Source organism: Borreliella californiensis (assembly GCF_014205885.1).
GTDB classification, from domain to species: domain Bacteria; phylum Spirochaetota; class Spirochaetia; order Borreliales; family Borreliaceae; genus Borreliella; species Borreliella californiensis.
Window position 1 is genome coordinate 349,347 of the sequence record NZ_JACHFB010000002.1, and the last position, 13,225, is coordinate 362,571.

The 13,225-nt window shown below is 26.5% G+C and carries 12 protein-coding genes; 4 read left to right on the forward strand and 8 right to left on the reverse strand.

Annotated elements, in window-relative coordinates; genetic code table 11:
- Positions 1-1,800: a translation elongation factor 4 gene (gene lepA, locus HNP67_RS03820; RefSeq protein ID WP_184125278.1), complete on the forward strand. Its 1,800-nt coding sequence runs from the start codon at positions 1-3 to the stop codon at positions 1,798-1,800.
- A gap of 125 nt (positions 1,801-1,925) precedes the next feature.
- The gene (locus HNP67_RS03825; RefSeq protein WP_184125095.1) at positions 1,926-2,876 is read left to right on the forward strand and encodes an L-lactate dehydrogenase; all 951 of its coding nucleotides are present in this window, start codon (positions 1,926-1,928) and stop codon (positions 2,874-2,876) included.
- A 29-nt stretch (positions 2,877-2,905) separates the two neighbouring features.
- Here HNP67_RS03825 and HNP67_RS03830 read toward each other — a convergent pair whose 3' ends face one another.
- The 3 genes from HNP67_RS03830 to HNP67_RS03840 all read right to left on the reverse strand — a co-directional run bounded on the left by HNP67_RS03830 (position 2,906) and on the right by HNP67_RS03840 (position 6,340).
- Positions 2,906-4,441, reverse strand: a complete 1,536-nt coding sequence (locus HNP67_RS03830; protein ID WP_184125097.1) for a YifB family Mg chelatase-like AAA ATPase — start codon at positions 4,439-4,441, stop codon at positions 2,906-2,908.
- Complete coding sequence (locus HNP67_RS03835) at positions 4,438-4,863, reverse strand: iron-sulfur cluster assembly scaffold protein (protein WP_184125100.1); 426 nt, start codon at positions 4,861-4,863, stop codon at positions 4,438-4,440. Before HNP67_RS03835 ends, HNP67_RS03830 begins: the two co-directional genes overlap by 4 nt.
- 208 nt (positions 4,864-5,071) lie before the next feature.
- Positions 5,072-6,340, reverse strand: coding sequence for a cysteine desulfurase (locus tag HNP67_RS03840; protein WP_184125102.1), 1,269 nt, complete (start codon positions 6,338-6,340; stop codon positions 5,072-5,074).
- 179 nt (positions 6,341-6,519) lie between these two features.
- Between HNP67_RS03840 and HNP67_RS03845 the strand changes: the two genes are divergently transcribed.
- Complete coding sequence (locus HNP67_RS03845; RefSeq protein ID WP_184125104.1) at positions 6,520-6,840, forward strand: hypothetical protein; 321 nt, start codon at positions 6,520-6,522, stop codon at positions 6,838-6,840.
- Positions 6,830-8,128, forward strand: a complete 1,299-nt coding sequence (locus HNP67_RS03850; RefSeq protein WP_184125280.1) for a hypothetical protein — start codon at positions 6,830-6,832, stop codon at positions 8,126-8,128. The genes HNP67_RS03845 and HNP67_RS03850 overlap by 11 nt, the downstream gene beginning before the upstream one ends.
- A 9-nt stretch (positions 8,129-8,137) precedes the next feature.
- On the opposite strand, the gene HNP67_RS03855 is transcribed toward HNP67_RS03850, so the two are convergent.
- The 5 genes from HNP67_RS03855 to ftsY are packed head-to-tail and all read right to left on the reverse strand — an operon-like array spanning position 8,138 to position 13,191.
- Entirely contained in the window at positions 8,138-9,388 is a 1,251-nt protein-coding gene (locus HNP67_RS03855; protein ID WP_184125106.1) for an ABC transporter permease, read from the reverse strand.
- Entirely contained in the window at positions 9,385-10,065 is a 681-nt protein-coding gene (locus HNP67_RS03860; protein WP_184125281.1) for an ABC transporter ATP-binding protein, read from the reverse strand. The genes HNP67_RS03855 and HNP67_RS03860 overlap by 4 nt, the downstream gene beginning before the upstream one ends.
- A gap of 4 nt (positions 10,066-10,069) precedes the next feature.
- Complete coding sequence (locus HNP67_RS03865; protein WP_184125108.1) at positions 10,070-11,320, reverse strand: ABC transporter permease; 1,251 nt, start codon at positions 11,318-11,320, stop codon at positions 10,070-10,072.
- Positions 11,321-12,349, reverse strand: a complete 1,029-nt coding sequence (locus tag HNP67_RS03870) for a hypothetical protein (protein WP_184125110.1) — start codon at positions 12,347-12,349, stop codon at positions 11,321-11,323. It abuts the gene before it with no gap.
- Complete coding sequence (ftsY, locus tag HNP67_RS03875) at positions 12,346-13,191, reverse strand: signal recognition particle-docking protein FtsY (protein ID WP_184125112.1); 846 nt, start codon at positions 13,189-13,191, stop codon at positions 12,346-12,348. The genes HNP67_RS03870 and ftsY overlap by 4 nt, the downstream gene beginning before the upstream one ends.
- Positions 13,192-13,225 lie beyond the last annotated feature (34 nt).

Sequence of the window (13,225 nt, forward strand, 5' to 3'; positions counted from 1 at the left end):
ATTAGTATTCGTAAGAAAAACTTTTGTATTATTGCACACATTGATCATGGTAAATCTACATTAGCTGATCGATTTATCCAAAAGGCTAAAATAATATCTGATCGTGATTTTAAAAGTCAAATGCTTGACAGTATGGATATTGAGCGAGAAAGAGGAATTACAATAAAAAGTCAGGCAGTAACAATTACTTATAAAAGTAATGATGGTGATTTTTATGAGTTAAATTTTGTAGATACTCCAGGCCATGTTGATTTTTCTTATGAAGTATCAAGGGCAATTTCATCTTGTGAGGGTGCTCTTTTATTAATTGATGCAAGTCAGGGAATACAAGCCCAAACAGTTTCTAATTTTTATATGGCTTTTGAGCACGATTTAGAAATTATTCCTGTTATTAATAAGATAGACCTTCCAAATGCTAATGTTGATTTTGTAAAAAAGCAAATAAAAAATGATTTAGGATTAAATGAAGAAATTGCTATTTTGATTTCTGCTAAGAATGGAATAGGAATTGATGATTTGCTTGAAGCTATTTGTAAGTATGTGCCATCTCCTAAAGGAAATATTAAGGACCCATTAAGAGCATTAATTTTTGATTCACATTATGATTCTTATAGAGGAGTTGTTGTTCATTTTAGGATTTTCGAAGGACAAATCAAAACAGGCGATAAGATTAGGTTAATGCATACTAATAGCGAGCATTTAATCGAGGAGATTGGAATTTTTAAAATATCACTTGAAAGAAAAGATAGTCTAGAAGCAGGAGATGTTGGGTATTTTATTGCAGGAATAAAAAATATATCAGATGTGAAGATTGGAGATACAGTAACTCTTTGTGATTGTCCTGCATTATCTCCTCTTGAGGGATTTAAAGAAGTTAAACCTGTAGTTTTCTCTTCGGTGTATCCTGTTGATACTAATCAATATGATGATCTTTTAAAGGCAATGGATAGATTAAAGCTTAATGATGCGTCGTTAACATTTGAAAAAGATTCATCATCTGCTCTTGGACATGGTTTTAAATGCGGATTTCTTGGGCTTTTGCATTTAGAAGTTATTCAAGAACGCATTGAGCGTGAATTTAATTTAAATGTGATATTAACTTCTCCTTCTGTTAGATACAAAATAATTCCTAAAAAGGGAGAGTCTTATTTTATTGAAACTCCTGAGCAATTTCCTGGAAATGAAGCTATTGAAAGTGTTCTTGAACCTTATATTAAGGCTAATATTATTGTTCCTACTGAATTTTTAGGAAATATTATGAGTGTGTGTTTGTTAAAAAGAGGAGTTCAGACAAACTTGATTTATCTTGATACTAAGCGTGTTGAACTTATTTATAAAATGCCTCTTTCTGAAATCCTTTTTGATTTTTATGATAAGATTAAATCTGTGAGCCGTGGATATGCTTCTTTTGATTATGAGCTTTTAGACTATGAATATACAGATTTAGTAAGATTAGATATATTAGTCAATGGAGATAGAGTTGATGCACTCTCTCAGTTGGTTTTTAAAGATAGTGCCAGAACTAAGGCTATTGGGATTTGTAAAAAGTTGAAAGATGAAATAGCAAGGCAACAGTTTAGAATAGCTATTCAAGGTGCTATTGGCTCTAATGTTATTGCTCGAGAGACAATCTCTCCTGTTAGAAAAGATGTTACTGCTAAGTGTTATGGTGGTGATATTACTCGCAAGAGGAAACTTTTAGAAAAGCAAAAAGAAGGCAAAAAGCGAATGAAGATGGTAGGAAATGTTGAAATTCCACAAAGAGCCTTTCTTGCAGTTTTAAAAGCCAATGATAATTAAATTTGTTTTTAATTTTTAAAGGCATGTGATTGGCAAAGTCTTTGGAAATGCGATAGAATATTTTTATCATTACTTATTTAAAATTAGTTTACATAGTTTTAATTTATGTGTATATGGAGTAATTTATGCTTAAGTCTAATAAAGTTGTTCTTATTGGAGCTGGTGGAGTGGGTTCAAGCTTTGCTTATGCTTTGACAATAGACAATTCGCTTGTACATGAACTTGTGATTATTGATGTTAATGAAAATAAAGCAAAAGGTGAGGTCATGGACCTTAATCATGGCCAAATGTTTTTAAAGAAGAATATTAATGTATTGTTTGGGACTTACAAAGATTGTGCTAATGCAGATATTGTTGTAATTACAGCAGGACTTAATCAAAAACCTGGTGAAACAAGACTTGATTTAGTTGATAAAAATTCTAAAATCTTTAAAGATATTGTAACTAATGTTGTATCTAGTGGTTTTGATGGTATTTTTGTAGTTGCAAGTAATCCTGTAGACATTATGACTTATGTTACAATGAAATATTCCAAATTTCCTATTCATAGGATTATTGGGACTGGTACTATTCTTGATACTTCAAGACTTAGATATTTTTTAAGTGATCGTTTTAATGTAAACACACAAAATATACATTCATATATTATGGGTGAGCATGGTGACAGTTCTTTTGCTACTTGGGATGAAACAAAAATAGCAATGAAGCCTTTATCAGAATATCTTGCTGAAGGCAAAATAACTGAGCCTGAGCTTGATGAAATTCATAAGAAGGTTGTAAATGCTGCTTATGAGGTGATTAAGCTTAAGGGGGCAACCTATTATGCTATTGGACTTGGTATTAAGAATATTGTAAATGCAATAATTGGAGATCAGAATATTATTTTGCCAATATCTTCTTATATTAATGGTCAGTATGGGGGATTAGTTAAAGATATTTATATTGGAGCGCCTGCCATAGTTTGCAAAGAAGGGGTCAAAGAAGTTTTAAACTTTAAGATAAGCCCTAAAGAGCTTGAGAGGTTTAACAGTTCTGCTAATCAGCTTAAAAGCTATATTGATAAAATAGAATTTTAGTTCAAAGACCCCTAAAATATTTGGGGTTTTTATTTTTCAAGCATATTTTCTCCGTTTTTTCTATGTTCAATTGCTTCAAGCAAGGCTTCTTTTGAAATGTTTTTTTCTTCCTTTAAATCGGAGATTGTTCTTGCAATTTTTAGTATTGAATGTGTTGCTCTTGAAGATATATTGAGCTTGTTTAGGATGTAAATTAAGTCATTTTTTAAGATTGCACTTAATTCGCAAAATTTTTCAATGTGATCGGAATTAAGATCGGAATTTTTATTTATGTTTGCAAAATTTTCGTATCTTATATTTTGAATGTTTCTCGCTTTTAATATTCTTTGTTTTATTTCGCTTGAACTTTCGCTTGTTTCGTTGAGTAATTTTTCATTATTAATTGCTCTTGTTGGAACTCTAATATCAATTCTATCAAGCATTGCAGCTCCAAGTTTTTTCCAATAATTTGAAATTTCTTGTTGTGAGCAAAAACAGTCTGTAAATTTTTTGCCAAGATTTCCACAAGGACAAAGATTCATTGCAAGCATTAGTTGGAAATTGGCAGGGTATTTGAATAATTTAGAACTTGCCCTTGAGATTGAAATTAATTTGTCTTCAATAGGTTCGCGCAAAGATTGTAAAATAGATTTTTTAAATTCTAAAGCTTCATCTAGAAATAATATACCATTGTGGGCAAGAGACACTTCTCCAGGTAAAGGATTAGGACCCCCTCCGATTATTCCCTCTTTACTAGCAGTATGGTGAGGATTTCTAAAAGGTCTTTGTTTTATTATCTTTCTGTCTATTAATTTTCCCGATATTGACCATATTCTATTTGTTTCTATAAGCTCTTTGTTTGTAAGTGGAGGAAGAATAGATTGGGCGCATTTAATACTAAGTGTTTTCCCGCTTCCAGGTGGACCAAATAACATGATGTTATGTCCACCGGCAATTGCTATTTCAATTGCTCTTTTTGCTCTTTGTTGTCCTTTTATATTTTTAAAGTCATAATCTATAATATAATCTTCTTCAATTGATGATTGGGCTTTTGCATTTGTTCTTGGGGGAAGTGTATTTTCGTTTAATTGTTCTATGATTTTTATAGTTTCTTTTAAATCTTTAACACCCCAAATATTCAAGCCATCTATTAGAGTGGCTTCTTCTAAATTTTCGAAAGGAACTATTGCAAATTTTATTTCCTTCTCTTTGGCAAGAGCAATTGCTGGTAAAACTGCTTTTATTGATCTTATTTTGCCATCTAATTGTAATTCTCCCAATATTAAGATTTCTAAATTTTTATTATCTTTGCTTTCTTGGATTTTAATAATGCTAATAGCAATAGAGAGGTCAAAAGCTGTTCCAAGCTTTTTAATTCCAGCTGGTGCAAGATTTATTAATATTCTATCTTTAGGGAAATTAAAATTTGAATTCTTGATAGCTGATTTTACTCTTTCTCTTGATTCTTTAATTTCATTCCCAGCAAGTCCTACAATATCAATTCCAGAAATTCCTTTTTTTATGTCTATTTCAATCTCAATTAGTTCTCCTTCATATCCGATTGATGAGTGTGAATAGATTTTCATCTAATAGCTCTCCTTAAGGGCTTGTAGTTTTCCAAACTATCTTTTAATGATTTGTATGGCAGCAAAAAACAGTCTTTTCTATTTGTATTTGTAAATATGTTAAAAATTCTTAAACTTGCATCAATTTCTTCTAGATTTGCAAAATCATTGTTTATTACTTTTTGCACGAAATTTAGTATTTCGGGTTTTGATTTGTTATTACACAATTTATTTAAAGCGTTGGCGCTTGCAAGTAAAATCATGCATCCAGATGCATGATGTTTTAAATTAAATTGTCCAGTATTTGTTTCTATTATTTGGAATAAGATTTGATCTCCACATTTAGATTGATGCTTGAAATTCTGGTTTGTTTCTACTTTTATTATGTAATTATTTACTTTACTAAGCCTTATTAATTCTTTTTTAGTTTTTTCAGTGAGCATAATTTAATTTTATTTTCTTTGATTTATTAAATCAATAATAAAAGATAATATAAAGATTTTTAAATAAAAAACTTTAAAAATATAGTATACAGTGGAAATTATTTTAATTTTTTTAAAAATTAAAATAATGCTTATTAATTCCAAAATCAAAGTTAATCAAAAATAAGATTTTTGATTAACTTTGTTAATATCTTTATTTTATAAATTTTTATGAAAGCTCTTTTATTACCTTTTTTAATCCCAATATGAAATTATCAATTTCTTCTTGAGTATTATAAAAATAGAAGCTAATTCTTAAAAGATGGTTTTTATTTAAATTTTCTGGGAAAAATGCTACATAGGAACAAGTTTTTCCGGCTCTGGTTGCTATTCCCATTGTATCTAGATAGGTTTCAATATCGTGTGAGTGAATATTTTTTACTGTAAATGATATTATTGAATTTCTTTTAAGATTTGTGTTTAGTATAAATTCAACTTCATCAAGCTCTTGTAATTTTTTTACCCCATATTCGATTAACTGTTGATCATGCTCTAAAATAAAATTCATGGAAATATTATTGAGATATTTTATTGCTTCTTCAAGTCCAATAATTCCTGCAATATTTGGGGTTCCCGATTCAAATTTATTAGGACAATCAGATGATTTGAATTTAATTTTTTCATTTTCTATAAATATTTCTTCTACAGTATTTCCTCCTAATTTTGAGCTATGAAGTTTTTCGGCCATATTATTTGAAATGTATAAAATTCCTATTCCTGTTGGAGCAAGCATTTTATGTCCAGAAAATACCAAAAAATCACAGCCAATTTTTTTAATATCTATTTTTATATGAGGTGCCATTTGTGCAGCATCTACAAAAAGACATATATTGTATTTTTTTGCGATTTTTCCAATAGATTCCAAATCATTAATTGTTCCTAAGGTATTATTTATTCCTGAAATACTAATTAGCTTTGTTTTTTCTGTAATAAGTTTTTCGATTTCTTCAGGGGTAATAATTCCCATTTCATTGAACTTAGCTAATTTAATTGTTAAATTAGCTAAATTTGCAAGATTTACCCAAGGAAGCAAATTGCTGTTATGTTCAAGAGTTGTAAGAATAATTTCATCTTTTTTTTTAAAGTATTTTGAGTAAAAAAATGAGCTTGCAATAGTATTAATTCCATCAGTAGTTCCAGAGGTGAATATTATATTTTTTGTAGATTCTGCATTAATGAAATTTTTTACAAGTTCTCTTGTTTTTTCTATTTTTATGCTAGATTGAATTGCAAATTTATGCCCGCTTCTATGTACATTTGCGTTGTAATTTTCATAATATTCAACGTTAGAATAAATTACGTTTTTAGGCTTTTGAGAGGTTGCTGCATTGTCAAAATAAATTATATGCTTATTGTCAAACTTTTTATTTAAAATAGGAAAATCTTTTCTTAAAAATTTAACCTTTTCTACATTGCTTTTTATTTGTTTGAAATCCATAATTCTTATAAGTTCCTTTGTGTTAATTTTTAGTTTTTAATTATTATATCATTATTTTTTCTTTCACTAAAAAAGTTTAAAATGATTATTAATTAATAATCATTTTTTTAAATTATAATTTTTTTTTGTATAAATTTTGTTTATTGGTTATGTTTTTTGATTATGATATACTCGTTTATATGAAAGAAGTAATTTATAGGTTTGAAAAAGCTGAAGATTATAAATTAGTTCCTGTTAATAATATTTATGGGAATGTAACTAATACAGGAGAGATTTTTTGTGATCTTGTTTTTGAGTCCACAGAGATTTCTGAGGAGATTGCTTATACAAAAACCAAAGAAGGTATTTTAGAAGAGGCTTCAAAAGAACTTAAAAGTGGAGAAGAGGGAAAAATAGTATTAATCAACTCTTTTATAGGAATTTCTATTACAAAGACTACTGCTAGAAATATTGCTTATTGGCTTTTAAAAAAAGTTGATGAATTAGAAGATAATGAATAGTAAAACATCTGAAGATAGAATTAAGATTTATTTGTTAAAACTTAGGAAGCATAAAAACAAAATTTTAAGCAAAAAGAGTATTAAAAATATTATTGAAGTATCAGATATTTCTGATAATGATATTGAAAATATAGGGCTCCATTTTAGAAGATCTTATGCAAGAGTCAAAAAATTTGTTGATATAGGCAAGATAGATGTTGCTTTTAGAGAGCTTGAATCTATCTATTTTTATTCTCTTCACGACAAATCAATGTTTAGTTTATTTTTTTTTCTTTTTAAAGAAATTGCTGATAAGGTAAATACTAAAGAATCTAAAAAAAAAATGATTCATGTAACTTTACAAGCAAGAGAATTTGGAATAAGAGATGATTTAGATTTAATCGACTATTATGAATTTAAGAAATCTAAGAACAGAATGTTAATATTAATTATAAGTTCTATTTTAATATTTTGTATTTCTTTGATTACTTACAGATCTTTTCAGAGTTTCATGGGTGTGAATGGAAATGGTAAAATAGCTTTAAAAGAAAAATTTGCACCTTCTTTCGCGTCGCAAGGTCTTCCTCCTATTACTATGGCTACGGATTTAGTAGTTGAAGCTGTTAATCTTATTTCAAGTCCCAAAGAGTTCTATTACATAGAAATAGAGGATGCTAAAGTTTTGGTGTTTGAAGATGCACATTTGTATCAGCTTAAGGCAGGGGTTGTCTCAACAACGTATCCTGTTAAAAAGATTTCCTATAGAGTTACAGTTTACGATGATCTTGGTAAATCTGTATTTAATCAGGTTTTTAGCAAAGAAAGTGATTTTTCTGCAAAATGGGGCAAAGATGTTTATGTTCCAATTGATGTTATATCAAGTATACCAAGAGCTATCGATTTTAATCCTAAAAAAATAGTATTAAATATTATTGATATTGATTTTTTTGAAAATGTTGATGATAGAATTGGTGTAAATCTTGACTCAGATTCTTTTATATTAAAATTTAAATATATTGGAAATTATTTTCAAAAGTCTTTTGGGATTTGTAAGGCAAATACCGTGATAGAAGTTTTCAATTCTTCAAAAGATGTTATTAAAAATTTGGAGATTGAAATTGGTTATATTGATAAGGAGGGCAGTATCATTAGGTCTTTGCGACGCAAATTAATTTCTTCTGCTAATTCTTTTTTAAAATCTAAATCCAAGCAGAGTTTTACAATTAGTACGATTTTCCCAAATGAGATTTATCCTACAATTGAAAAGGATTTTTCTTCTATTAAAATTTATAATGTGACTATTAAATAGAGCTTTAAACTATCTTAAGATTTCTTTTTCTTTTAGATTTGAGACAATGTTAAGTGGAATTAGTGTAGTTAAAATGTTTATTAACATATACAAGCCAAGAATTGTTAAGCTAAAGCTTAGACTTAAATGTATTTGAAATTCAGATACGTAATATTCTGAGTTTAATATTTCAGAATTTTCTTCTCCCAATATTTTTAAAAAAAAATTTAAAACATTTTCAACAAAGTTTATTAAATAAGATATTTTAAGTGTTAAATAATTTCCAATTATTATTCCAATTCCACAAAAGGCAGTGCTTAATGTGAGCGATATCAAAAGAAATATTATTTTTATGTTTAAATTATTCATTCCAATTGATTTTAGTATTGCAATTTTCTTTTTATTTTCAAAAATAAGCATTGAAAGTGATGAAGATATATTGATGCTTGCAAATATTATAATCAAAGCCATAATGAACATTAAAAGTTTTTTACTTATGTCTAGATTATTGTATTTATTTGAATAAAGTTCATAGAATGTTTTTATTTGGAATTCTTGAAATTCGGTTTCTAAATTTTGTTTTAAGATTTCATTGTTTTTTATGGAATTGGAATTTGTTTTAAGTCCAAGTATGCTTTTTGAAAATTTTTTTGACATTAAATTTTCGTTTTCAAAAGAAATCAACACCAAATTATTATCGATATCTTTTAATCCGGTTTCAATTATTCCTGATATATTAAACTTTTTTATTCTGGGCATTATTTTGTTGTTTTTTGTATTTGGAATCAAAATATCAATTTTTTCATTAAGATTTAATTTAAGTTTATTTTTTATTTGATTTGAAATGAGTATAGAATCCTTTTTTAAATTTTTAGTACCTTTTATTAATTTTATTGATTTGTTTTCCAATATGAATTTATTTTCTATTGCTCTTATTAATACACCTTGTTTTTTATTATTTCCAATAATTCCATAAGTTCTTTTCTCGAAAAAATAATTTAGATCCTTGTAATTATATTTTTTTTTAAGAAAGCTTAATCTGTCTTTTAGATAATGAGTTTTATTTGTATCGTTGTATTCTATTTGCATTGAAAATCCTTCACTTTCAATATATTTATTAATAGTAGAAGTCATGATGTTGCTAGACATATAGTAGACAATAATTAATGGGATCATTACTAAACTTAATGATATTCCAGAACCTATTAAAGCTATTTTATTTGTTGAATTTTTAAAAATTAAATACGCAATTTTTGTAATTTCTGGTAGCTTTAGTATCATAATTTTTTTAATGTCCTATCTTTGAATTCGTATTTTGAATCTGCTTTGTTTGCAAATTGTGGGTTGTGACTAACTAGTATTAAGGTTTTTTTAAAATTTCTTGCTGTATTGATAAGTAGATTTTCTACGGTTTTAGCTGTGCTTAAGTCTAAATTTCCCGTAGGTTCATCACACAATATTATATTAGGTTCATTGATTAACGCTCTAGCAATAGCAACCCTTTGTGATTCGCCTCCTGATAGCTCTGAAGGGTAATGATTTGCTCTGTTTTCTATTTTTAATATTTTCATTAGATCGAAAGCTTTTTTATTTATTGTTTCTTTTCTTTTTTGGCCTGAAATAATTTGAGGTAAAATTATATTTTCAATTACACTAAATTCATTTATTAAATTATAATTTTGGAATATTAAACCTATTTGTCTGTTTTTGTACAAACTTAATGTTTTTTCATTTGCATTTTTCAAAAATATTCCACACGATATTATCTCTCCAGAATCTATTTTGTCAATTCCTGAGATCATGTTAAAAAGAGTTGATTTTCCACAACCACTTTTTCCTTGAATTGAAATAAATTCACCTTTTTCTACAGTTAAGTTTAAATTTTCTATTACTTGAATTTTTGTTTTATTTTTTTTATATGCTTTGCAAAGATTTTTTATGATTAAGATATTGTCCATTTTACTACCCATTAATAGTTTCAATGTTTTTTTGATTTCCAATTTTTTTTGTTGCTTTCATGCTTGAATACATTGTAGAAAAGCATGCAAAGCAAAAAGTAAATGCCAAATCGCTTAAAAATAATTTAGGAGTAATTATATTTTTTACTATTTGTATTTTAATGCCATCTATTTTTAAAGCCAATATTTGATTTAAAAAATTTATTAAAATATTTACCAGATTATCAATTATTTTTAAAATTTCATTTATATTTAGGGAAATGGAAATTCCCAGTGCCAAGCCAAGAAGTCCCCCCGCAGTGCAAATTATTATTGAGTGAATAAAAAAAATTTGCTTTATTTTTTTTATTCTAAGCCCCATAGCTAATAATATTAAAATAGCTTTATTTTTGTTTATTATTATTCTTTTTTGAAGATAATATGCATTAACGGCAATAACAATAAAAATGCTTGCTAAAATAATTAACATTGTATTTCGTTCTATTTTCAATATTTTATAGAATTCTTTATTGTATTCATTCCAAGTTTTTGCTTTAATGTTTGGATTAACAGCTTTGATCTTTTCAATTAATTTGTTACTTGGATTTAAATTTTTTGTTTTTACTTGGTAATTAATGTTAGAATTATGTAAAATTTTATTTTTAATGAAATAGTCTATATTCATAAAAATTAAAGTTTCATTTATTTTTGCATAATTACTTTTGAAAATCGATTTTATTTTAAAGCTTTTTATATTATTTCCTAGTGATATAAGTGTTTTTATTTCATCGGTTATTATTAATTCTAGTAGGTCATTTTCAAATAAGTTGAAATTGTGGGAAAGTACATTTCCAATAATGATTTCATTATCTTTAAGATCCAATTCATCTTTTTCAAGTCCTGTAAATGAAATAAAATTTTGGTCGTTTTTTAGATCTTTAATATCGATTGCAATAATATTTAAAATAGTTGGATAATAATAATTTTGAATTCCAATGCCTTGTGTTTCGTATATTTTATTTATATGTTTTATTCCTTCAATCTTTTTAATTTCTTTGATTTCTTCTTGAGTTAGTTCATTTTCTATTTTTAAGTTTCCACTTTCTACATTTGTAATGCTAAGAAAAAAATCGTTTTGAAAACCATTCATAATTGATATTGTTAGGATAATTATTATTTCACCTAAGGTAATACTTAATATTATGACAATTGTAAGAGCTAGGCTATTTTTTTCTTCTAGTATTAATCTTTTAAGTAAAAAATTTCTTATACCCATTTAATTAGTACCCATTGGTTTTTCTTCGGTGGCTTTGCCGTTCTTGTGTTTTATCTTAAGAGCAGGTTTTTTATTGTAGTATATTTCTTCTTCATATTCATTATCATTGTGGTATTCGGTTTTTAGATAGATTATATCGTTCTCATAAATTTTTTTGCTTTTTAATTGATTGTCTTTGTTATATTCGTATTCAATTTTAGTATTAGTGTATTGGTCTTTATCCTTTTCTTTAGTGTTTTTAAAAATTATCATATCAGATTCGTTGTATTGAAAATCATTTATTTTTATAAGTTCATTATTTTTATATGTTTCTTCTTTAATCAGATTGTTTGCCTTGTAGGTAGATATGATTTTTGTATTTCCCTCTTCAAAGGTATTTACTATTTCCCCTTCATCTAGATATTGGTTTTTTTCTTTGGATTTTATTTTGTTATTAACAATTATTGTACTGTCTGAATTTCTTTTTTTGTCATCATATTTTATCACTTTTGTTGTTGCTTTTTTGATGTCAAAATATGTAGATTTTATGTCGCCATTAATTCCATAGTTCCAAATTTGAAAATTTGATCCTGTTATTTTTAGTAATTTACCATTTTCATCTTTAGAATAATATATTAATTTTGGGCTTTGGTGTATTGTTTTTATATTTTTAGATATTAAGTTTCCGTTTTCATAAAAGTAATTTACTGTTTCAAGAATTTTTCCTTTGTTGTCATATTCAATTTCTTGTACTTTATTATTTAAATTGTCGTAAACCTCTTCTTGTTTTTTTGTATCTTTTGTATCATAAAATGTAATTTTTTTTGTGTTTTCTGTGATTTGAATTGTTTTGTATTTTATTAAGTTATTTTCTTTGTATAAGTAGAGCTTTTCAGCGTTATCAATAAAGTAATACTCAATGTAAAATCCTGTTTTTGGTTTTTCGGTTAATTTTTGGTATTTATTGAAAAATGCATCAGATGCAAAATAGCTTTTTGTATAAATAATTTGTGGTATAAATATAAGAAGTATTAATTGGGTTTTTTTCATAGCAATTTATTAAGATATTCATTGATATCAAATTCTTTAATATCTTCTAGTTTTTCTCCAAATGTAGCAAAGTATATGGGCTTTTTAAGAATTTTGGAAATATTTATTATTGTGCCTGCTCTTGAAGATGAATCAAGTTTTGTGATTATTGTTCCGTCTATTTCTATTGCTTTATTAAAAATTTCTGCTTGGCTATTTGCATTTTTCCCGATAGTAGAATCTATTACAAGTAATTTTTGGTAATTGATGTCGGTGGTTTTTATTTGTTTTAATATTACATTGTTTATTTTTTGAAGCTCTTTTATTAAATTTTCTTTATTTTGCAATCTTCCGGCTGTGTCAATAATTAATGCATCGTAATTTTTAAGCTTAGCACTTGATATGCTGTCAAATATTACAGCTGATGGATCGCTTCCTTGGTTTTGAGATATTATTCTGATCCCAATTTGTTCTCCATAAATTTTCATTTGTTCAATTGCAGCTGCTCTGAATGTATCGGCGGCCGATATTAAAATATTTTTGCCTTCATTTTTTAATTTATTTGCAAGTTTTGCTATGCTTGATGTTTTCCCAATTCCATTTATACCGACTATTAACAAAATGTTTAATTTGTTATTTTCTAGAGCAAATTTTTTTGTGTTAATATAATTGCTTAAAAGTTCTTTTAGTTTTTCAATAATAGTTTTTTCAGTTTTATTTTTTTCTTTTCTTAATTTATTTATTATTTCTATTACAATTTCATTATTAATGTCTGACTCTAATAAAATGTCTTCTAAATTTTCAATAACATTTTCTTGTTGTTTATTTTTAAATAAATTTTTTATTTTTTCTAAAATGCCCAAAAGTTTGTTCTCCTATTTTATTGCAGATTATTAA

Coding starts and splice junctions, on each gene's coding strand:
- HNP67_RS03825 (WP_184125095.1), top strand. CDS start 1,926: ATGCTTAAGTCTAATAAAGTTGTTCTTATTGGAGCTGGTGGAGTGGGT.
- HNP67_RS03845 (WP_184125104.1), top strand. CDS start 6,520: ATGAAAGAAGTAATTTATAGGTTTGAAAAAGCTGAAGATTATAAATTA.
- HNP67_RS03855 (WP_184125106.1), bottom strand. CDS start 9,388: ATGATACTAAAGCTACCAGAAATTACAAAAATTGCGTATTTAATTTTT.
- HNP67_RS03840 (WP_184125102.1), bottom strand. CDS start 6,340: ATGGATTTCAAACAAATAAAAAGCAATGTAGAAAAGGTTAAATTTTTA.
- HNP67_RS03830 (WP_184125097.1), bottom strand. CDS start 4,441: ATGAAAATCTATTCACACTCATCAATCGGATATGAAGGAGAACTAATT.
- HNP67_RS03865 (WP_184125108.1), bottom strand. CDS start 11,320: ATGGGTATAAGAAATTTTTTACTTAAAAGATTAATACTAGAAGAAAAA.
- HNP67_RS03870 (WP_184125110.1), bottom strand. CDS start 12,349: ATGAAAAAAACCCAATTAATACTTCTTATATTTATACCACAAATTATT.
- HNP67_RS03860 (WP_184125281.1), bottom strand. CDS start 10,065: ATGGACAATATCTTAATCATAAAAAATCTTTGCAAAGCATATAAAAAA.
- HNP67_RS03835 (WP_184125100.1), bottom strand. CDS start 4,863: ATGCTCACTGAAAAAACTAAAAAAGAATTAATAAGGCTTAGTAAAGTA.